We start from the raw sequence: 20926 nt of genomic DNA, 5'->3' as shown, positions 1-20926 counted from the left end.
GATCAAGCTTCCCGCCACGGCCCGGCTCCGCCGGGCCGTCGGCGGACGGCCCCCTCGGGGGGTAGCGAGCGTTAGCGAGCTCGGGGGCTCACAAGAACCGTTCCAGAAGGCGCTTCGACCGCCGATCCAGCGCCTTCGCGTCGGCGATGCGGTAGCCGATGCCCTGGCTGTCGGTGATCAGCAAGGCGCTGCCGTTCAGGCGGCGGATGTCTTCCTCGCCCTTGAGCACCAGCGTCGTGCGACCGCGGTCGGTGTCGATGGTCCAGGTGCTGGGCGTCGAGAAGGTCGAGACCTCGAGCAGGCGTTCGATGACCGGCGCGAACTCGCGTCGCGCCAGTTCGGCGTCCAGCAGTTCGCGCGCTGCGGCGGGCAGGGTCTCGGGGCGGTCGATCCAGAGCCGTTCGCGGCCGTCGGTGCCGACCAGCGACACCGGGCCACCCGGTTCGGACAGCGGGAAGGCGCGCACCGGCACGACGCCGACGTGTTCGACGCCCTCGGCGTCGATCAGCACCAGGCGGCCGTGGGCGTCGCGTTGCAGCGAGATGGACAAGGTGTTCATCGCGTGTCCTCAGGCAGCGCCGGCGGGGTGCGCGGCGGGCGCGGGCGGCGGCAGCACCGGGCGTTCGGCGTCGCTCTCGTCGACCTGGCGCGCCTGCGCCTCGTACAGCCGCCAGTAGGCGCCTTCGCGCGCCAGCAGTTCGTCGTGCGTGCCGACCTCGACGATGCGGCCGCGGTCCATGACGACCAGCCGGTCGGCCCGGCGCAGCGTCGACAGGCGGTGGGCGATGGCGATCGTCGTGCGGCCCTGCACCAGGTTGTCCAGCGCCTTCTGGATCTCCTTCTCGGTCTCGGTGTCGACCGAGGACGTCGCTTCGTCGAGGATCAGGATGCGCGGGTCGATCAAGAGAGCGCGCGCGATCGAGATGCGCTGGCGCTCGCCGCCCGACAGCCCCTGGCCGCGTTCGCCGACCACCGAGTCGTAGCCGTGCGGCAGGCGCAGGATGAACTCGTGGGCGTGCGCGGCGCGTGCCGCGGCGACGATCTCCTCGCGCGTCGCGTCGGGCTTGCCGTAGGCGATGTTTTCGGCGACGGTGCCGAAGAACAGGAAGGGCTCCTGCAGCACCAGGCCGATGTGGCGGCGGTAGTCGGCGACGCCGAAACGGCGCAGGTCGACGCCGTCGACCTTGATCGCGCCGTCGGTCACGTCGTAGAAGCGGCAGATCAGGTTGACCAGCGTGCTCTTGCCCGAGCCGCTGTGGCCCACCAGGCCGATCATCTCGCCCGGGCGGATGTCCAGGTCCAGGCCGCGGATCACCGCGCGGCTGCCGTAGCGGAAGCCCACGCCCTGCAGCGACAGCCCGCCCTGCACGCGCTCGATCTTCACCGGCTGCGCCGGCTCGGGCACGTTGCTGACGTGGTCGAGGATGTCGAAGATGCGCTTGGCGCCGGCGGCGGCCTTCTGCGTCACCGAGACGATGCGGCTCATCGAGTCCAACCGGCCGTAGAAGCGGCCGATGTAGGCGATGAAGGCGCTCAGCACGCCGACGGTGATCGCGTCGCGGCTGACCAGCCAGATGCCGAAGGCCCAGACGACGAGCAGGCCGATCTCGGTCAGCAGCGACACGGTCGGCGTGAACAGGCTCCAGGTCTTGTTCAGCTTGTCGTTGACTTCCAGGTTCGCGCGGTTGGCGCGGCGGAAGCGCTCGGCTTCGCGCTTCTCCTGCGCGAAGGCCTTGACGACGCGGATGCCGGGGATGGTGTCGGCCAGCACGCTGGTCACCTCGCCCCAGACGCGGTCGATCTTCTCGAAGCCGGTGCGCAGGCGGTCGCGCACCAGGTGGATCATCCAGGCGATGAAGGGCAGCGGCACCAGCGTGGCCAGCGCCAGCGACGGGTTGATGCTGAACAGGATCGTCGCCGTCATGCCGATCATCAGCACGTCGGTGGCGAAATCCAGCGCGTGCAGCGACAGGAAGACGCAGATCCGGTCGCTTTCGCTGCCGATGCGCGACATCAGGTCGCCGGTGCGTTTGCTGCCGAAGTAGTCCAGCGACAGCTGCAGCAGATGATCGAAGGTGGCGGTGCGCAGGTCGGCGCCGATGCGTTCGCTGACCAGCGCCAGCAGCCAGGTGCGCATCCAGCCCAGCGCCCAGGCGACGAGCGCCGAGCCGGCCAGCCCGGCCAGCAGCATCCAGACGAGATGAGAATCGATCTGCTTGCCGTTCTGGTACGGGATCAGCACCTCGTCCATCAGCGGGATCGTCAGGTACGGCGGCACCAGCGACGCGGCGGTCGACGCCAGCGTCAGCACGAAACCCAGCAGCAGCTGCCAGCGGTACGGCTTCGCGAAACGGCCCAGGCGCAGCAGCACCCAGGTCGACGGCGGCGTCGCCGATTCGACGCCGAAATCGGTTTCTTCGGCCTCGGCCTCGTCTTCCGGATCGGTCTCGCCGCTGGCCAGGCGCCGTTTCTGGCGCTCGAACAGGCCGAGCAGCTTCAGCGCCGCCGGGTCGCGGCCGAGCGTGTAGCGCCAGCCGGCCAGGCGGCCGTCGTCGTCGTGCAGCGAGAGCTGGCCGACGCCGCCGTGGTCGAGATGTTGCAGCGTCAGCGACGCCGAAAGCGGCCAGGACCGCCAGGCGGCGGACCCGGCGTCGCGGGCGAGCAGGCGGCGATCGGTGAGAACTATTTCGCCGGTTGCGAAGCGGTCCTTCGCGTCCAGGTCAACGTCCAGGCCGGCCAGCGCGTTTTCCCCTGGTTCGAGCGGTGCGGAGGGCGCCGCGGCGAGCACAGGAGACGGATCGGATGAAGGCATGGGTGAGTCAAGCGGCGAGCGCGCGATTGTCGCGTAACGCGCCAGCCGGCCCCTACGCCGACCGCCGGCCGACAAGAATTCGCGCCGCAATTCGCCCCGAGGCGACGAACGCACGACCAAGATGAAGACCTTCGACGACATCCGCCTGCTGCGCATCACCTATCTGCGCGGCCCCAACCTCTGGACCTACCGGTCGGCGCTGGAGGTCTGGCTCGACCTGGGCGAGCTGGAGCAGCACCCGTCGGACAAGCTGCCGGGTTTCGTCGACCGCCTGCTGGCGCTGCTGCCGGCGCTGGAAGAGCACCACTGCGGCGTCGGCGAGCGCGGCGGCTTCATCCAGCGCCTGCGCGGCGGCACCTGGATGGGCCACGTGCTCGAACACGTCATCATCGAACTGCTGAACCTGGCCGGCATGCCCACCGGCTTCGGCCAGACGCGCAGCACCTCCAAGACCGGCGTCTACCGCATGGTCTTCCGGGCCCGCGACGAAGCCGTGGCACGTTGTGCGCTGCAGCAAGGCCATGCGCTGCTGATGGCGGCGATCAACGGCCGCGAGTTCGGCCTCGCCGCCGCGGTGCAGGCGGTGCGCGACGCGATCGACGACGCCTACCTCGGCCCGAGCACGGCGCACATCGTCGCCTCGGCCACCGAACGCCGCATCCCGCACCTGCGCCTGAACGAAGGCAACCTGGTGCAGCTCGGCCACGGCAAGCGCCAGCACCGGATCTGGACCGCCGAGACCGACCGCACCAGCGCCATCGCCGAAGGCATCGCCCGCGACAAGGACCTGACCAAGCGCCTGCTGGCCTCGGTCGGCGTGCCGGTGCCCGAAGGCCGCGTCGCCGCCAGCGCCGCCGAAGCCTGGGACATCGCCGAGGACGTCGGCCTGCCGGTGGCCGTCAAGCCCAGCGACGGCAACCACGGCCGCGGCGTCACGCTGGACCTGACGACGCGCGAGCAGGTCGAGGCGGCCTACGCCGTCGCCGACGCCGAAGGCAGCGAAGTCATCGTCGAGCGCTACATCCCCGGCGACGAGCACCGCCTGCTCGTCGTCGCCGGCGAAGTCGTCGCCGCCGCACGCGGCGAAGCCGCCTGGGTCGTCGGCGACGGCCGCAGCACGGTCTTCGAGCTGGTCGAGTCGCAGCTCAACAGCGACCCGCGCCGCGGCGAGACCGAAGACCACCCGCTGGGCCGCATCCGCGTGCGCGAGGACGGCGCGATCCTCGTCGACCTGCGCCGCCAAAACCTGGGCCCGGACGACGTGCCCGCCGCCGGCCGCCGCGTGCTGATCCAGCGCAACGGCAACGTCGCCATCGACTGCACCGACGACCTGCACCCCGACTTCGCGCGCATCGGCTCGCTGGCCGCGCGCACCGTCGGCCTGGACATCGCCGGCATCGACCTCGTCGCGCAGGACATCTCGCGCCCGCTGCGCGGCCAGCACGCCGCCGTCGTCGAGGTCAACGCCGGCCCCGGGCTGCTGGCGCACACCAAGCCGGCGGTCGGTTCGCCGCGCCCGGTGGGCCAGGCGATCATCGACCACCTGTTCCCGCCCGGCGACGACGGCCGCATCCCCATCGTCGGCATCGCCGGCGGCGAGGTCGCGACGCCGATCGCCCGCCTCGTGGCCTGGCTGCTGCAGCTGTCGGGCCACCACGTCGGCCTGGCCTGCCGCGACGGCCTGTTCCTGGACACGCGCCGCATCGACGAACGCGACGCGACGCGCGGCGTGATCGCCGAGCGCCTGCTGCTCAACCGCGAGGTCGACGCCGCGGTCTTCGAGAACGGCGCCGCGACGATCCTCGACGAAGGCCTGGTCTACGACCGCTGCCGCATCGGCGTCGTCACCGACCTGGACGGCGCCGAGACGCTGGAGCGCCACGACATCCACGGCGCCGACGACCTGCCGCGCGTGCTGCGCACGCAGATGGACGTCGTGCTCGCCGACGGCATCGGCGTGCTCAACGCCGACGACCCGCGTGTCGCGGCGCTGGCCGAGCACTGCGACGGCGAGGTCACGCTCTACGCCACCGACGCCGCCGTGCTGGCCGACCACCGCGAACGCGGCGGCCATGCCGTGCTGCTGCGCGAAGGCCGCATCTGGCTGTGCGAAGGCCACGGCGAGACGCCGCTGGCCGTGCGCGGCCGCAACCCGCTGCCCGACGCCTCCGTGCTGCTGCCGGCCGTCGCCGCTGCCTGGGCCTTCGGCCTGGCGCCGGCGCTGCTGGCCGCAGGCCTCGACACCTTCGATCTGCAGACCCCTGCCGACATCCGCTGAGAACGCCATGGACGTCACCCGCATCCGCGCGCTGCGCGGTCCCAATCTCTGGAGCCGGCACACGGCGATCGAAGCCATCGTGCGCTGCACGCCCGAGGAAACGGCGATCGAAGCCGGTTCCCCGCTGGAGCGCCGGCTGCGCGAGCTGCTGCCCGACGTCTCGCCGGTGCGCCCGATCGGCACCCGCGAGCCGGTGACGATGGCGCGCTGGCTGGAACGCCTGGCGCTGGCGCTGCAGGCGCGTGCCGGCTGCCGCGTCTCGTTCTCGCGCACCGCGGCCGCGCCCGAGCCCGGCGTCTACCAGATCGTCGTCGAGTACACCGAGGAGAAGGTCGGCCGGCGCGCGCTGGAGCTGGCCGAGCGCCTGCTCGCGGCGGCCGTCGGCGGCGCGGCCTTCGACAGCGAAGCCGCGGTGGCCGAGCTGCGCGCCATCGACGAGGACGTGCGCTTGGGGCCGAGCACCGGCTCCATCGTCTCGGCCGCGATCGCGCGCGGCATCCCCTACCGCCGCCTGACCGAAGGCAGCCTGGTGCAGTTCGGCTGGGGCGCAAACCTGCGCCGCATCTGGGCCGCCGAGGTCGATTCCACCGGCGCCGTCGCCGAGTCGATCGCCCAGGACAAGGACCTGACCAAGCGCCTGCTGGCCTCGGCCGGCGTGCCGGTGCCACGCGGCCGCCCGGTCACCGACCTCGAGGACGGCTGGGCCGCGGCCACCGAGCTGGGCCTGCCGGTCGTCGTCAAGCCGCGCGACGGCAACCAGGGCAAGGGCGTGACGGTCAACGTCACCGACCGCGCCCAGTACGAGACCGCCTACCGCGTCGCCGACGAGATCGGCGAGGTGATGGTCGAGCAGTTCCTGCCCGGCCACGACTTCCGCCTGCTGGTCGTCGGCGAGAAGCTGGTCGCCGCCGCGCGCCGCGACCCGCCCTACGTCATCGGCGACGGCGTGCACACCGTGCGCCAGCTCGTCGACACGGTCAACGCCGACCCGCGCCGCGGCGACGGCCACGCCACCGCGCTGACGCGCATCCGCCTGGACGACGTCGCGATGGCACGCCTGGAACTGCTGGGCCTGTCGCCCGAGGCCGTGCCGGCCAACGGCCAGAAGGTCGTGCTGCGCCACAACGCCAACCTCAGCACCGGCGGCAGCGCCACCGACGTCACCGACGACGTGCACCCCGAGGTCGCCGCGCGTGCGGTGGCTGCGGCGCGCATGGTCGGGCTGGAGATCTGCGGCGTCGACGTGGTCTGCGAGACCGTCGGCATGCCGCTGGAGCAGCAGCGCGGCGGCGTCGTCGAAGTCAACGCCGCGCCGGGCCTGCGCATGCACCTGGCGCCGAGCTTCGGCAAGCCGCGTGCGGTCGGCGAGGCCATCGTCGAGCGCCTGTTCCCGTCGGGCCAGGACGGCCGCATCCCGGTCGTCGCCGTCACCGGCACCAACGGCAAGACCACCGTCACGCGCCTGATCGCCCACCTGTTCAACGCCGCCGGCTACAAGGTCGGCATGACCAACACCGACGGTGTCTGGGTCGACGGCCACCAGATCGACAGCGGCGACTGCAGCGGCCCGAAGAGCGCGCGCAACGTGCTCGCCCACCCGGACACCGAAGCCGCGGTGCTGGAGACCGCACGCGGCGGCATGCTGCGCGAGGGCCTGGGCTTCGACCGCTGCCAGGTCGCCGTGGTCACCAACGTCGGCGCCGGCGACCACCTCGGCCTGAACTACATCACGACGGTCGAGGACCTGGCGGTGCTCAAGCGCGTCATCGTGCAGAACGTCGCCGAGAGCGGCTACGCCGTGCTCAACGCCGCCGACCCGATCACGCTGGCGATGGCCCAGCACTGCCCGGGCGGCGTGATCCTGTTCGCCGTCGACGGTCATCTGCCGGCGATGGTCGCGCACCGCGCCCAGGGCGGGCGCACGGTGTTCGTCGACGGTGACGCGATCGTCGCCGTCAACGGCTCGGCGCGGGCCCGCGTGCCGCTGCGCGAGGTGCCGCTGACGCGCAACGGCACGATCGGCTTCCAGGTCGAGAACGCGCTCGCCGCGGTCGCCGCGGCCTGGGGCTGCGCGCTCAGCTTCGACGCCGTCAGCGCCGGCCTGGCCAGCTTCGTCAACGACGCGCACAACGCGCCGGGGCGCTTCAACGTCATGGACTACCGCGGCGCGACGATCATCGCCGACTACGGCCACAACGCCGACGCGATGCGCGCCCTGGTCGGCGCCGTCGAGGCGATGCCGGCCCGGCGCCGCTCGGTCGTCATCAGCGCCGCCGGCGACCGCCGCGACGAGGACATCCGCGAGCAGACGCAGATCCTCGGCGCCGCCTTCGACGACGTGCTGCTGTACCAGGACGCCGCCCAGCGCGGCCGTGCCGACGGCGAAGTCATCGCGCTGCTGCGCGAAGGCCTGCGCGGCGCCCCGCGCACCCGCCGCGTCGAGGAGATCCACGGCGAGTTCGTCGCCATCGACCGGGCGCTCGAACTGCTGGAGCCCGGCGACCTGTGCCTGGTGCTCGTCGACCAGGTCGAGGAAGCGCTGGAACATCTGGCGCGCCGCATCGCCGAAGCCGGCGAGGCGCTGGCGGCCTGAGCCGGCCCCGAGCGCCGTCCCCCTAGATCGCCCCCCGCCACGGCGGGTGGCGGTTGACCCGCGACATGGAAGTCGCGGGGTGGCTTCCTATGTTGGCCTTCTACCGGTCGCATCGCCGTCGCATGGGGCGGCGGCGCAGCCACCGGAGACCTCATAGGAGGCATCCATGTCCGTGGTCCTCGATCGTCCCGATACCGAAGTGACGGCCAACACGGCGTACATCCAGGGGCTGTCCTACGACCTCAACCAGTTGCTGGCGGTCGACCTGACGCCGGCGGAACTCGACCCGGCGTCGGCCGGTGAAACCCGCGCCCACGAGGGCGGCCGCGTGGTCATCGTGACCAAGCGGCTGCACGACGCGAGTTCCCGCCTCACCGAGAACCTGCTGCTGAACCCTGCCGCCGGCGTCGTCTTCCCTGGCGCCCTGGTCAAGCAGGACCGCAGCCTGGCCGAGGGCATGCCGACGCCCTACACCTTGTCGCGGCGGCCGATCCGCCTGCGTGTCGACCTGCCGGGGCTGGAGGAGCGCGGCGTGGTCGAAGTCGAACGCCCGACGGCCGTCTCGGTGGACCTGGCGATCCAGAAGATCGTCGACACCTGGTTCCAGGACGTCCAGCACGCCCAGGGCTACCGGCCGCCGATGCGCGCGTTCTCGGAGTCGCACACGGCGTATTCGAAGGAGCAGATCGGCGTCGAGTGCGGGTTCGGCGCGCAGTGGGGCCGCAGCCAGGCAACGGCCGGGCTGAAGGTCGGCAGCACCGGCGACGAGACCGTGGTCTACCGCGTCTTCAAGCAGATCTACTTCTCGGTGGTGGTCGAAGAGCCCGACGAGGCCGGCCTGCTGTTCGCGCCCGGGGTCAGCCTGGGGCCGGTGAACATGCCGTCCAGCGCGCCGCCCGGGCTCGTGCGCTGCGTCGACTACGGCCGGCTGATCGTCGTCCAGATGAGCACCCAGCAGCACGTCACGGCGCAGGAGGCCGAGGCGACGCTGGACTACAAGTCGCAGGGGCTGAAGGTCAGCGCCGAGATGCAGGAGCGTTATGACCGCATCGCCCGGGCGTCGTCGTTCCGGGTGCTGGTGCTCGGCGGTGGCGACTCGGCGGCCGATCTCGTCGCCGGCGACGTCGACGCGATGAGCGCCGCGATCTCCAAGGGCATCGAGTTCTCGAGGACCAACCTCGCCCACCCGATCGCCTACATGGTGGCCGACCTGCGCAGCCGCGCCACGTCGCAGATCCGGTCGACGACACGTTACGTCGAGACGATCCGCGAGGTGCTCGCCGACCACACGGTGACGATGCGCCACACCGGCGGCTTCGTCGCCAGCTTCAACGCGCGCTGGGAGCAGTACGACGAGGAGTCGAAGCAGTTCAAGGCCACGGAGTGGCACTCGGGCGACCACACGGCGCCTTACGAGGCGATGCTGCAGATGCGCGGTGACGTGCGCAACCTGGTCGTCGAAGGTCGTTATGCGATCTTCTTCAAGACCTGGCGGTCCAAGTTCAAGAGCTACGACTGCCTGACCAGTGACCGCACGATCCACCTGTGGGGTGGCACGCTGAACGCCCACCTCGACGACTGATCGTGCACCGCCGCGGCCGGCCATGGGCCGCGGCGGTGGTTCAGAACAGGAAGTACTTCTGCGCGAGCGGCAGCACGGTCGCCGGCTCGCAGGTCAGCAGCTGGCCGTCGGCCCGCACCTCGTAGGTCTGCGGGTCGATCTCCATCTTCGGCAGCCAGCCGTTGTGCACCATGTCGCCCTTCTTAACCTGGCGGCAGCCCTGCACCGCGGCCAGGCGCTTGGCCAGGCCCAGCTGGTCGCCGATCTCGGCCTGCAGCGCCGCCTGGCTGACGAAGGTCAGCGAGGTCGCGGCACGCGCGCCGCCGAAGCTGCCGAACATCGGCCGGTAATGCACCGGCTGGGGCGTCGGGATGCTGGCGTTCGGGTCGCCCATCGCCGCGACGGCGATGAAGCCGCCCTTCAGCACCAGGCTCGGCTTGACGCCGAAGAAGGCCGGCCGCCACAGCACCAGGTCGGCCCACTTGCCGATCTCGACCGAACCGACCTCGTGCGCGATGCCGTTGGCGATCGCCGGGTTGATCGTGTACTTGGCGACGTAGCGCTTGACGCGCTGGTTGTCGTTGCGGGCGTTGTCGCCGGCCAGCGCGCCGCGCTGGACCTTCATCTTGTGCGCCGTCTGCCAGGTGCGGATGATGACCTCGCCGACGCGGCCCATCGCCTGGCTGTCGCTGCTCATCATGCTGATCGCGCCCAGGTCGTGCAGCACGTCCTCGGCGGCGATGGTCTCGCGGCGGATGCGGCTCTCGGCGAAGGCCAGGTCCTCGGCGATGCCGGCGTCCAGGTGGTGGCAGACCATCAGCATGTCCAGGTGCTCGTCCACCGTGTTGGCGGTGTAGGGCATCGTCGGGTTGGTGCTGCTGGGCAGGAAGTTGGGCTCGCCGGCGACCCGCAGGATGTCCGGCGCGTGGCCGCCGCCGGCGCCTTCGGTGTGGAAGGCGCAGAGCGTGCGGCCCTTGGTCGCGGCGATCGTGTCCTCGACGAAGCCCGACTCGTTGAGCGTATCGCTGTGGATCGAGACCTGGGTGTCGGTGGCCTCGGCGATGTCCAGGCAGTTGTCGATCGCGCTGGGCGTCGTGCCCCAGTCCTCGTGCAGCTTCAGGCCGATGGCGCCGGCGGCGATCTGCTGGCTCAGCGCCTCGGGCCGGCTGGCGTTGCCCTTGCCGAGGAAGCCCAGATTCATCGCGAAGGCGTCGGCCGCCTGCAGCATGCGGTGCAGGTTCTCCGGCCCCGGCGTGCAGGTGGTCGCGAAGGTGCCGGTGGCCGGCCCGGTGCCGCCGCCCAGCATCGTCGTGACGCCCGAGTTCAGCGCCTCATCGATCTGCTGCGGGCAGATGAAGTGGATGTGGCTGTCGATGCCGCCGGCGGTGACGATCATCCCCTCGCCGGCGATGATCTCGGTGCCCGGGCCGATGACGATGTCCACGCCCGGCTGCACGTCGGGGTTGCCGGCCTTGCCGATGGCGGCGATGCGGCAGCCCTTCAGGCCGATGTCGGCCTTGACGATGCCCCAGTGGTCGATGATCAGCGCGTTGGTGATGACGCAGTCGGCCGCCTCGTGGTGGCCGGGGCCGTTGACCGCCTGGCCCTGGCCCATGCCGTCGCGGATCGTCTTGCCGCCGCCGAACTTCACCTCCTCGCCGTAACCGCCGGCGCGCAGCGTGTAGTCGGCCTCGACCTCGACGATCAGTTCGGTGTCGGCCAGGCGCACGCGGTCGCCCAGCGTCGGGCCGTACATCTCGGCGTAAGCGCGCCGTCCGATGCTCGTGCTCATCACAGCGCTCCCTGCACGTCGCCGCGGAAGCCCCAGACGCGGCGCTCGCCGCCGTAGGGCACCAGTTGCACGGTGCGCTGCTGGCCGGGCTCGAAACGCACCGCGGTGCCGCTGGCGATGTCCAGGCGCAGGCCGCGCGCCGCCGCTCGGTCGAAGCGGAGCGCCGGGTTGGTCTCGGCGAAGTGGTAGTGCGAGCCGACCTGGATCGGGCGGTCGCCGGTGTTCTCGACCACCAGGGTCAGCGTCGGGCGGGCGGGGTTGAGCGTCAGCTCGCCTTCGTCGATCAGCAGTTCTCCGGGAATCATCGCCGTCCTCATGCGATCGGTTGGTGCACGGTCACCAACTTGGTGCCATCGGGGAAGGTCGCCTCGACCTGGATCTCCGGGATCAGCTCGGGCACGCCGTCCATCACCTCGTCGCGACGCAGCACCTGCTTGCCTTCGCTCATCAGCTCGGCGACGGTGCGGCCGTCGCGTGCGCCCTCCAGGATGGCGGCGGTGATCAGCGCGATCGCCTCGGGCACGTTGAGCTTCAGCCCGCGCGCCTTGCGGCGCTCGGCCAGCAGGGCCGCGGTGAAGACCAGGAGCTTGTCTTTTTCTCGGGGAGTCAGGTCCATGCGCGCCTCGCCTGCAAGTCCGGCGCCATGTTAAGGCTGGTGCGCTTCTTGATTGCCGGTGACCGATGAGTCCGCCGGCCGACACCGCTGCCGCCCCCGCCGAAGCGCCGCAGCGCGTCGTGAAGACTCGCCGCGACTACAACGCCTGGGTCGCGCGCGAGACCATCGAGGACTACGCGCTGCGTTTCACGCCGCGCTCGTTTCGCCGCTGGAGCGAGTGGCGCGTCGCCAACACGGCCTTCGGCGCCTCGTCCTTCCTGATCCTCGAAGCCGTCGGCGCGACGCTGCTGGTGCAGTACGGCTTCGTCAACGCGGCGCTGGCGATCCTGGCCACCGGCCTCGTGATCTTCCTCGCCGGCTGGCCGATCAGCGTCTACGCCGCGCGCCACGGCGTCGACATGGACCTGCTGACGCGCGGCGCCGGCTTCGGCTACATCGGCTCGACGATCACCTCGCTGATCTACGCGAGCTTCACCTTCATCTTCTTCGCCCTCGAGGCGGCGGTGATGGCCTACGCGCTGGAGCTGGCCTTGGACATCCCGCCGGCGCTGGGCTATCTGCTGTGCGCGCTGGTCGTCATCCCGCTGGTGACGCACGGCGTCACGGCGATCAGCCGGCTGCAGGTCTGGACCCAGCCGCTGTGGATCGCGATGCTGGTCGTGCCCTACGTCTTCGTCTTCCACGCCGAGCCCGGGCTGCTGGCGGGGCTGGCGAGCTACGGCGGTGAACACGGCGTGGCGGGGTTCGACGTGCTGGCCTTCGGCGCCGCGACGACGGTCGGCATCGCCTTGATCACGCAGATGGGCGAGCAGGCCGACTACCTGCGTTTCATGCCGGAGAAGGCCAGCCGCGGCGGCTGGCGCTGGCACCTGGCGGTGCTGGCCGGCGGCCCGGGCTGGGTGCTGCCGGGCGTGCTGAAGATGCTCGGCGGCGCGCTGCTGGCCTATCTGGCGATCACGCGCATGGTGCCGCCCGAACGTGCCGTCGACCCGAACCAGATGTACCTCGCGGCCTACGAGACGGTGTTCTCCGACTACGGCGTCGCGGTCGCGGTGACGGCGGCCTTCGTGCTCGTCTCGCAGCTGAAGATCAACGTCACCAACGCCTACGCCGGCTCGCTGGCCTGGAGCAACTTCTTCTCGCGGCTGACGCACGCCCACCCGGGGCGCGTGGTCTGGATGGTGTTCAACACGGCCATCGCGCTGGTGCTGATGGAGATGAACGTCTTCCAGGCGCTGTCGCACGTGCTCGGGCTGTACGCCAACGTCGCCATCGCCTGGATGATGGCGGTCGTCGCCGACCTCGTCGTCAACAAGCCGCTGGGCTGGTCGCCGCCGGGCATCGAGTTCAAGCGTGCGCATCTCTACGACATCAACCCGGTCGGCGTCGGCGCGATGGGCATCGCCTCGGCGCTGTCGGTGGCCGCGCACCTGGGCGCCTTCGGCGAGCTGGCGCAGGCCTATTCGGCGGCGATCGCGCTGGTCACCGCCTTCGTCGCCTCGCCGCTGATCGCCTGGGCGACCCAAGGCCGCTACTACCTGGCGCGCACCAGCACGCTGCCGGCCGGCGCGATCCCGATCGTTGCCGAGCCGGCTGCCGCCGACGGCCGCTACGCCCGGCTGCGCCACCGTTGCACGGTCTGCGAGCGCGAGTACGAGACCGAGGACATGGCCTTCTGCCCGGCCTACCAGGCCGGCATCTGCAGCCTGTGCTGCACGCTGGACGCACGCTGCCACGACCTCTGCAAGCCGCGCGCGAAGCTGCTCGCCCAGTGGCGCGCCTTGCTCGCGCGGCTGCTGCCGGCGCGCATGGCGCCGCAGCTCGACGCCGGGCTGGCCGACTACCTGCTGCTGATGGGCCTGGTGACGCCAGCGCTGGCGCTGGTGTTGGGCGTCGCCCACCGCCAGGCGCTGCGCCTGCTGGGCGACCAGGCCGCTGCGCTGGGCACGACGCTGACCCAGGGCTTCGTCAGCACCTTCCTGCTGCTGTGGATCGCCGCCGGCATCGGCGTCTGGTGGGGCGTGCTCGCGCACCGCAGCCGCGCCGCGGCGCAGGAGGAGTCCAACCGCCAGACGCTCGCGCTGCAGCGCGAGATCGAGTCGCACGCGCGCACCGACGCCGCGCTGCAGGCCGCACGCGAGGAAGCCGACCGTGCCCGCGGCCACGCCGAGGCTGCCAACCGCGCCAAGAGCCGCTACATCACGACCATCAGCCACGAGCTGCGCACGCCGCTCAACAGCATCCTCGGCTACGCCCAGCTGCTGGAGGAGGACGAGGCGATGCCGCCGCACCGCCGCCAGGCGGTGGCCGTGATCCGCCGCGGCGGCGATCACCTCTTGAGCCTGATCGAGGGCACGCTGGACATCGCACGCATCGAGTCGGGCAAGCTGGCGCTGGAGGTGCGGCCGATGCGCTTCGCCGACGGCCTGGCCGAGATCGCGAGGATGTTCGAGCTGCAGGCCGCCGGCCGCGGCCTGGCCTTCCGCTTCGCCGTCGACGGCCGCCTGCCGGCGGTGGTGCGCGCCGACGAGAAGCGGCTGCGCCAGATCCTCATCAACCTGCTGGGCAACGCGATCAAGTTCACCCAGGCCGGCCAGGTGACGCTGCGCGTCGCCCACCAGCGCGAGATGGCGCGTTTCGAGATCGCCGACACCGGCCCCGGCATGACGGCCGACGAGCTGGCGCGCGTCTTCGAGCCTTTCGAGCGCGGCTCGGCGGCCAGCGGCCAGTCGGTCGGCTCCACCGGGCTGGGGCTGACGATCGCACGCATGCTCTGCGAGCTGATGGGCGGCGAGATGACGGTGGCCAGCACGCCCGGCCAGGGCAGCACCTTCCGCATCCGCCTCTTCCTGCCCGAGGTGGCGGCGGCGGCGCCCGAGGTCGACACGCTGCGCGCGCGCCGCGTCGGCTACGAAGGCCGGCGCCGGCGCGTGCTGGCGGTCGACAACGAGGAGGCCGACCGGCGCCTCGTCGCCGACCTGCTGCAGCCGCTGGGTTTCGAGGTCGAGGGTGCGGCCAGCGGCGAGGCCGCGCTCGCGCGCCTGGCCACCGACGCGCCCTACGACGCGGTCTTCATGGACCTGGCGATGCCCGGCATCGACGGCTGGGAGACGATCCGCCGGCTGCGCGCCGCCGGCCACACGATGCCGCTGGCGGTGGTCTCGGCCAACGCCTTCGACAAGAAGCTGGACAACGACGTCGGCCTGCCGGGCGAGGATTTCCTCGTCAAGCCGGTGCGTGTCGGCGAGCTGCTGGACTGGCTGGGCGCGCGCCTGGGGCTGGACTGGCGCTACGGCGCACGCGTGCCCGAACCCGCGCCGGCGCCGCCGCCGGCCGACGCACCGCTGCCGCCGGCCGAGCTGCTGCGCCCGCTGCGCGACGCGGTCGGCCTGGGCCACGTGCGCGGCGTCGCGCGCCAGCTCGACGCCATCGAGGCCGCCGACCCGGCGCACGCCGGTTTCGCCGCCCGCATGCGGCTGCTGGCGCGCCAGTTCAACTACGAGACGATGAACGACATCCTGAACAAGGCCCTCGATGAACCCCGAGCCGCCTGAAGACCCCCGCCTGGACGCGCCCGACGCCGCCGACGTCGTGCTCGTCGTCGACGACGTGCCCGAGAACCTCGCGCTGCTCAACGACGCGCTCGACGAGGCCGGCTACACCGTGCTCGTCGCCACCTCGGGCGAGGCGGCGCTGACGCTGGCCGCGCGCGCCCAGCCCGACATCGTGCTGCTCGACGCGGTGATGCCGGGCCTGGACGGCTTCGAGACCGCGCGCCGCCTCAAGGCCGACGCCGGGACGGCCCACATCCCGATCGTCTTCATGACCGGGCTCACCGAGACCGAACACGTCGTCGCCGCCTTCGGCGCCGGCGGCACCGACTACGTCACCAAGCCGATCCGTCCGCGCGAAGTGCTGGCGCGCATCGCCGCCCACCTGCACCAGGCGCGCAGCCAGCGCCAGGCGCGCAACGCGCTCGACGCCTTCGGCCACGCGACGCTGGTCGTGCGCGAGCGCGACGGCCGGCGCCTGTGGCAGACGGCGCTGGCGCGGCGCATGCTGTCCGAGCACTTCGGCGGCGAGGACACGGCGACGCCGCCCGAGCTGATGGCCTGGATCGCGCGCGAGTCGCTGCGCCGCCGCGCCGGCGCCGAGCCCGCCGGGCTGACGGTGGCGCGCGGTGCACGCCGCATCAGCTTCGCGCTGCACCCGATGCCCGACGACGACGGCGAGCCGGTGCCCGGCGAATGGCTGGTCGTCATGCGCGAGAGCGACGACGCGGCCATCGTCGAGGCGATGTCGCTGGCGCTGGAACTCACCGCGCGCGAGGCCGAGGTGCTGTACTGGGTGGTGCAGGGCAAGACCAACCGCGACATCGGCGACATCCTCGGCACCAGCCACCGCACCGTCACCAAGCACCTGGAGCACGTGTTCGAGAAGCTGGGCGTCGAGACCCGCACCGCCGCCGCGGCGCTGGCGATGGCGCGCGTCAAGCAGCTTGGTCGCGCCAATTGAGCCGTTCGTCGCACGGCGCTTGACCTCCGTCGCGCACGGCTCCAACACTGGCCGCTTGTGCCGGGCCGACCCTGCCGCCGCCCCCGGTTCCGATCCACCGCAGAATCCCCGTGCGGCCGTCGAGGCCGCGCCCGCCACACCTTGAAGATGCACACCTTCGTTGCCGGCGCCGTCTGCGCCGCCGCGGTCTCGATGGCCGCCTCCGCGATGGCCGCCAAGCCCACGACCCGCGTGCGTGCCGAGATCCCGGCGCAGTACCGCTGGGACTTCAGCCCGATCTACGCCGACTGGGAGGCCTGGGAAGCCGGCATGCGCGAGATGGACCAGCGCATCGACGCCTTCGTCAAGCTGCAGGGCACGCTGAAGAACGGCCCCGAGGCCGTGCTCGCCGCCTACCAGGCCTACGACGAGATCGGCAAGCTGCAGTACCGCATCTATCGCTACCCGCAGCTGCAGCGCGACACCGACACGCGCGACCAGAACGTCTCCGGCCGCTTCCAGCGCGTCGGTGCGATGTTCGCCAAGTTCGACGCCGCCAGTGCCTGGTTCACGCCCGAGCTGTTGACCGTGCCCGAAGCCACGATGCACGAGTGGCTGGACAAGACGCCAGCGCTGGCGCCGTACCGCTTCCCGATCCTCGAGGCCTTCCGCCGCCAGGCGCACGTGCTCGACGAGAAGGGCGAGCGCCTGCTGGCGCTGGCCTCGCGCAGCAACCGCGCGTCCAACGAGACCTACAGCGAGCTCAGCACCTCGGACATCAAGTTCCCGACGATCCGCCTGTCCGACGGCAAGGAGGTCACGCTGACACCGGGCAACTACTCGGCGCTGCTGTCCGAGAGCAGCGTGCAGGCCGACCGCGCCGCCGCCGCCGCCGCCCACGTCGGCACCTACGGCCAGACCGCGCACACCTACGCCGCGATCTACAACGGCATCCTGCAGCGTGACTGGTTCCTGGCACGCGCGCGCAACTTCCCGACGACGCTGGACGCGGCGCTCGACGAGAACGCGATCCCGCGCCAGGTCGTCGAGACGCTGATCGACGTCGCGCGCAAGGGCACCTCGCCGCTGCAGCGCTACGCCAGGCTGCGCCAGCGCCTGCTGGGCCTGCCGAGCTATCACCTGTACGACCAGTTCGTGCCGGTGTTCCGCAGCGACAAGACCTGGCCCTACGAAGAAGCGCGCCAGCAGGCCATCGCCTCGGTGGCGCCGCTGGGCAAGGAGTACGTGCAGCGCTACCAGAAGTTCGTCAGCGGCGGCCGTGTCGACGTCTACGAGAACGAAGGCAAGCGCAGCGGCGCCTACAACGCCGGCGTCTACGGCGTCGGCCCCTACTTGCTGATGAACTACAACGACACGCGCGACGCGATGTTCACCTTCGCCCACGAGGCGGGGCACGCGATGCACACCGTGCTGTCCTACGAGCACCAGCCCTTCGTCACCGCCGACTACACGATCTTCGTCGCCGAGGTCGCCTCGACGACCAACGAACGGTTCCTGCTCGAGCACCTGCTCAAGCAGACCACCGACCCGAAGGAGCGTTTCCTGCTGCTGCAGGAGGCCGTCGACGCCATCGTCGGCACCTTCTACACGCAGGTGCTGTTCGCCGACTTCGAGCTGCGCGCGCACCAGCTCGTCGAGCGCGACGAGCCCGTGACCACCGAGGCGCTGAACCAGCTCTACGCCCAGGTGCTCAAGGAGTACTGGGGCGACGCGATCACCGCCGACGACTTCTACAAGTACACCTGGGCGCGCATCCCGCACTTCTTCAACACGCCGTACTACGTCTACCAGTACGCGACCTGCTTCGCCTCGTCGGCCAAGCTGTTCAAGTCGATGACGCAGGGCCCCAAGGCCGAGCGCGACGCGGCGGTCAAGCGCTACCTGACGCTGCTGTCCTCGGGCGGCAACGACCAGCCGATGAAGCAGCTGCAGAAGGCCGGTGTCGACCTGACCCAGCGCCAGACGGTGCAGGCCGTCGTCGACCAGCTCGACGAGCTCGTCACGCGCATGGAAGCCGAGGCCGCGAAGCTGCAACCGGCCGCCAAGTAAGCCTGCGCTCACCTCGCGAAGCCGCCCTCCGGGGCGGCTTTTTCATGGGTTTGCGCGATTCGGCGCGGTGCATGCGCGCGGCTGTGGTGCCGCGCCCACGCCCATCGCGGTGCGTTGAGGGAAAACCCCCGGAGCCTTCACCCCGCTGTCACACAATCACGCCGACCGCAGACTTGTATACAGCTGCGGCATAACGCTTGCTTCGTGACAAGCTGTTTCTCGTCTCTTCCTGTTCACCAATCTCCCCAGGAGTTCCCATGTCCCGTTCGCTGAAGGCGGTCGCCGGCGCAGCCGCGCTGCTGTGTGTCGGTCTGGCCCAGGCCCAGTCCAACGTCAACATCTACGGCCTGATGGACGCCGCCGTCGGTAGCTTCCAGATGGCCGGTGCCGACTCGACCACCAAGGTCCAGAGCGGCAACATGACCACCTCGTTCATCGGCTTCAGCGGCAGCGAAGACGTCGGCAACGGTCTGAAGGTCACGTTCGCGATCGAGCACTTCCTGCGCGCCGACACCGGCACCGCCGGCCGCTTCGACGGCGACAAGTTCTGGGCCCGCAACGCCTACGTCGGCCTGGCCACGAACTACGGCGAGTACCAGTTCGGCCGCACGACGACGACGATGTTCGTGTCGACGCTGATGTTCAACGCGATCGGCGACTCCTTCGCGTTCTCGCCGAGCATCCTGCAAGTGCTGACCCCGCACGCCGAGATGCTGCAGTTCTACGGCGACACCGGCTGGAGCAACTCGGTCCTGTTCAAGAGCAAGAGCTGGAACGGCCTGAGCTTCAACGTGCAAGCCAACGTCGGCGAGAAGGCCGCGAACGCGTTCGGCAACAACCTCGGCGGCAGCGTGCTCTACATGAGCGGCCCGCTGGCGGCGACCGTGTCGTACTCGAAGGTCAAGAACGACGCCTTCGGCGCGCCGGTCGGCTTCAAGGATCAGGAAACCAAGCAAGTCGGCGCTTCGTACGACCTCGGCGTCGCCAAGCTGTTCGGTCAGTACACCAAGATCGACACCAGCGCGGCGGCCGACACCGGCACCGACATCTGGGGCGTCGGCGCCTCGATCCCGCTGGCCGGCGGCAAGGTCCTGGCCCAGTACGGCCACGCCAAGGACGATGGTCTGGGCGACAAGACCAACAAGACGCTGACCCTGGGCTACGACTACAACCTGTCCAAGCGCACCGACGTCTACGCGATCTACATGCAAGACAAGGTGACGGGCCTCGACACCGGCGACACCTACGCCGTCGGCATCCGCCACAAGTTCTGAACCTGACCCAGGCGGGGGCGCCCGCCTCGGTACCTCAGCTTCAGCGGCACCTCCGGGTGCCGCTTTTTTTCGCCCGTACCAAACAAAACAGCCACCGGGCGAACCACGGTGGCTGTTCTGCATTCCCCTCGGGGACAGACCGCCGAAGGCGGTCAGGGGGAGCGGCGGTGTTAACGCGCCTGACCGGATCCGGGTCCCCCGGTCCGGTCAGGTTGCCCCCCTCGGGGGGGCGGCCGCCAGGCGGCCGGGGGCTCTTACTTCCCCGTCGGGACTTTGCCCTCGACCCCCTTGACGAAGAAGTTGATGCCGCCCAGGAACTTGTCGTCCGCGGCCTCGTCCTTCTTCAGCACTTCCTTGCCGGCGTTGGTGACGATCGGGCCCTTCCAGATCACGAAGCTGCCGTCCTTCAGGCCGGCCTTGACTTCGTCGAGCTTGGCCTTGGCTTCGGCCGGCACCTTGTCGCTGATCGAGACGATGTCGATCGCGCCTTCCTTGACGCCCCACCAGGTGGCCGTGCCGCCGGTCCACTTGCCTTCCAGCGCCGCACGCGTGGCCTGGATGTAGTACGGCGACCAGTCGATGATCGACGAAGCCAGGTGGGCTTCCGGCGCGTAGGCCGTCATGTCGCTGTCCCAGCCGAAGGCGTACTTCTTGTTCTTCGCCGCGGTCTGCAGAACGGCCGACGAGTCGGTGTTCTGGAACAGGATGTCGGCGCCGCCGTTGATCAGGCTTTGCGCGGCTTCGGTTTCCTTGGGCGGGTTGAACCATTCGTTGACCCAGACCACCTTGGTCTTGATCTTCGGGTTCACGCTCTGCGCGCCCAGCGTGAAGCTGTTGATGTTGCGGATGACCTCGGGAATGGGGATCGAGCCGACGACGCCCAGCGTGTTGCTCTTGGTCATCGAGCCGGCGATCACGCCCGCCATGTACGCGCCCTCGTAGGTGCGGGCGTCGTAGGTGCGGATGTTCTCGCCCTGCTTGTAGCCGGTGGCGTGCTCGAACTTCACGTCCTTGGCGTCGGCGGCGACCTTCTGGATCGGCTCCATGTAGCCGAAGGTCGTGCCGAAGATCAGCTTGTTGCCCTGGCCGATCAGGTCACGGAACACACGCTCGGCGTCCGCGCCTTCGGGCACCTTCTCGACGAAGGTGGTGACGATCTTGTCGCCGAACTCGGCCTCGAGCTTCTTGCGCGCGTTGTCGTGCGCGAAGGTCCAGCCGCCGTCGCCCACCGGGCCGACGTAGGCGAACGCGACCTTCAGCGGCTCGGGCTTGGCCGCAGCGGCCGAGGCCGGCGCCGACGCCGGTTCGGCCGCCGGTTGCGCCGCTTCTTCCTTCTTGCCGCAGCCGACGAGGGCGGCGGCCGCCGCGAGCGTGGACCAGCCGGCCAGCTTCAGCAGCGAGCGCTTCGATTCGAAAGACATCGGTCTTTTCTCCAG

The 20926-nt window shown here is 70.5% G+C and carries 13 protein-coding genes; 7 read left to right on the top strand and 6 right to left on the bottom strand.

Annotated elements, in window-relative coordinates; all coding sequences use genetic code 11:
- Positions 1–88 precede the first annotated feature (88 nt).
- A complete protein-coding gene (locus tag RGE_RS19600; RefSeq protein ID WP_014430200.1) occupies positions 89–559 on the bottom strand; it encodes a cyanophycin metabolism-associated DUF1854 family protein in 471 nt (156 codons plus the stop codon).
- A 9-nt stretch (positions 560–568) separates the two neighbouring features.
- Positions 569–2812, bottom strand: coding sequence for a cyanophycin metabolism-associated ABC transporter (locus tag RGE_RS19595; protein WP_050985409.1), 2244 nt, complete (start codon positions 2810–2812; stop codon positions 569–571).
- A 121-nt stretch (positions 2813–2933) separates the two neighbouring features.
- Here RGE_RS19595 and RGE_RS19590 point away from each other — a divergent pair, with 121 nt between their 5' ends.
- The 3 genes from RGE_RS19590 (at position 2934) to RGE_RS19580 (ending at position 9265) form a co-directional block, all read left to right on the top strand.
- Entirely contained in the window at positions 2934–5090 is a 2157-nt protein-coding gene (locus tag RGE_RS19590; RefSeq protein ID WP_014430198.1) for a cyanophycin synthetase, read from the top strand.
- Positions 5091–5097: 7 nt separating this feature from the next.
- Complete coding sequence (gene cphA, locus RGE_RS19585) at positions 5098–7683, top strand: cyanophycin synthetase (RefSeq protein ID WP_014430197.1); 2586 nt, start codon at positions 5098–5100, stop codon at positions 7681–7683.
- A gap of 166 nt (positions 7684–7849) precedes the next feature.
- Complete coding sequence (locus RGE_RS19580; protein ID WP_014430196.1) at positions 7850–9265, top strand: thiol-activated cytolysin family protein; 1416 nt, start codon at positions 7850–7852, stop codon at positions 9263–9265.
- A 40-nt stretch (positions 9266–9305) separates the two neighbouring features.
- On the opposite strand, the gene ureC is transcribed toward RGE_RS19580, so the two are convergent.
- Genes ureC through RGE_RS19565 form a run of 3 tightly spaced genes read right to left on the bottom strand, consistent with a single transcriptional unit; the run spans position 9306 to position 11652 of the window.
- Positions 9306–11036, bottom strand: a complete 1731-nt coding sequence (gene ureC / locus RGE_RS19575; protein WP_014430195.1) for an urease subunit alpha — start codon at positions 11034–11036, stop codon at positions 9306–9308.
- Positions 11036–11341 (bottom strand): urease subunit beta, encoded by a 306-nt coding sequence (locus tag RGE_RS19570; RefSeq protein WP_014430194.1) that lies wholly within the window; start codon positions 11339–11341, stop codon positions 11036–11038. Before RGE_RS19570 ends, ureC begins: the two co-directional genes overlap by 1 nt.
- 8 nt (positions 11342–11349) lie before the next feature.
- Entirely contained in the window at positions 11350–11652 is a 303-nt protein-coding gene (locus tag RGE_RS19565; protein WP_014430193.1) for an urease subunit gamma, read from the bottom strand.
- A gap of 65 nt (positions 11653–11717) precedes the next feature.
- On the opposite strand from RGE_RS19565, the gene RGE_RS19560 reads away from it, so the two are divergent.
- The 4 genes from RGE_RS19560 (at position 11718) to RGE_RS19545 (ending at position 19490) form a co-directional block, all read left to right on the top strand.
- Positions 11718–15206, top strand: coding sequence for a hybrid sensor histidine kinase/response regulator (locus RGE_RS19560; protein WP_014430192.1), 3489 nt, complete (start codon positions 11718–11720; stop codon positions 15204–15206).
- The gene (locus RGE_RS19555; RefSeq protein WP_014430191.1) at positions 15187–16167 is read left to right on the top strand and encodes a response regulator; all 981 of its coding nucleotides are present in this window, start codon (positions 15187–15189) and stop codon (positions 16165–16167) included. The genes RGE_RS19560 and RGE_RS19555 overlap by 20 nt, the downstream gene beginning before the upstream one ends.
- Positions 16168–16314: 147 nt before the next feature.
- Complete coding sequence (gene pepF, locus RGE_RS19550; RefSeq protein WP_232505035.1) at positions 16315–18216, top strand: oligoendopeptidase F; 1902 nt, start codon at positions 16315–16317, stop codon at positions 18214–18216.
- A gap of 257 nt (positions 18217–18473) precedes the next feature.
- Entirely contained in the window at positions 18474–19490 is a 1017-nt protein-coding gene (locus RGE_RS19545) for a porin (RefSeq protein WP_014430189.1), read from the top strand.
- 254 nt (positions 19491–19744) lie between these two features.
- Here the strand turns inward: RGE_RS19545 and RGE_RS19540 are convergent, their stop codons facing one another.
- The gene (locus RGE_RS19540) at positions 19745–20911 is read right to left on the bottom strand and encodes a BMP family ABC transporter substrate-binding protein (protein ID WP_014430188.1); all 1167 of its coding nucleotides are present in this window, start codon (positions 20909–20911) and stop codon (positions 19745–19747) included.
- Positions 20912–20926: the final 15 nt, after the last annotated feature.

Origin of the sequence: Rubrivivax gelatinosus IL144, from assembly GCF_000284255.1 — a bacterium.
In the GTDB taxonomy this organism is placed as follows: domain Bacteria; phylum Pseudomonadota; class Gammaproteobacteria; order Burkholderiales; family Burkholderiaceae_C; genus Rubrivivax; species Rubrivivax gelatinosus_A.
Note: the sequence above shows the minus strand (reverse complement) of the source record. Positions and strands in the feature narration are given on the sequence as shown.

Coding starts and splice junctions, on each gene's coding strand:
- RGE_RS19600 (WP_014430200.1), bottom strand. CDS start 559: ATGAACACCTTGTCCATCTCGCTGCAACGCGACGCCCACGGCCGCCTG.
- RGE_RS19595 (WP_050985409.1), bottom strand. CDS start 2,812: ATGCCTTCATCCGATCCGTCTCCTGTGCTCGCCGCGGCGCCCTCCGCA.
- RGE_RS19590 (WP_014430198.1), top strand. CDS start 2,934: ATGAAGACCTTCGACGACATCCGCCTGCTGCGCATCACCTATCTGCGC.
- cphA (WP_014430197.1), top strand. CDS start 5,098: ATGGACGTCACCCGCATCCGCGCGCTGCGCGGTCCCAATCTCTGGAGC.
- RGE_RS19580 (WP_014430196.1), top strand. CDS start 7,850: ATGTCCGTGGTCCTCGATCGTCCCGATACCGAAGTGACGGCCAACACG.
- ureC (WP_014430195.1), bottom strand. CDS start 11,036: ATGAGCACGAGCATCGGACGGCGCGCTTACGCCGAGATGTACGGCCCG.
- RGE_RS19570 (WP_014430194.1), bottom strand. CDS start 11,341: ATGATTCCCGGAGAACTGCTGATCGACGAAGGCGAGCTGACGCTCAAC.
- RGE_RS19565 (WP_014430193.1), bottom strand. CDS start 11,652: ATGGACCTGACTCCCCGAGAAAAAGACAAGCTCCTGGTCTTCACCGCG.
- RGE_RS19560 (WP_014430192.1), top strand. CDS start 11,718: ATGAGTCCGCCGGCCGACACCGCTGCCGCCCCCGCCGAAGCGCCGCAG.
- RGE_RS19555 (WP_014430191.1), top strand. CDS start 15,187: ATGAACCCCGAGCCGCCTGAAGACCCCCGCCTGGACGCGCCCGACGCC.
- pepF (WP_232505035.1), top strand. CDS start 16,315: ATGCACACCTTCGTTGCCGGCGCCGTCTGCGCCGCCGCGGTCTCGATG.
- RGE_RS19545 (WP_014430189.1), top strand. CDS start 18,474: ATGTCCCGTTCGCTGAAGGCGGTCGCCGGCGCAGCCGCGCTGCTGTGT.
- RGE_RS19540 (WP_014430188.1), bottom strand. CDS start 20,911: ATGTCTTTCGAATCGAAGCGCTCGCTGCTGAAGCTGGCCGGCTGGTCC.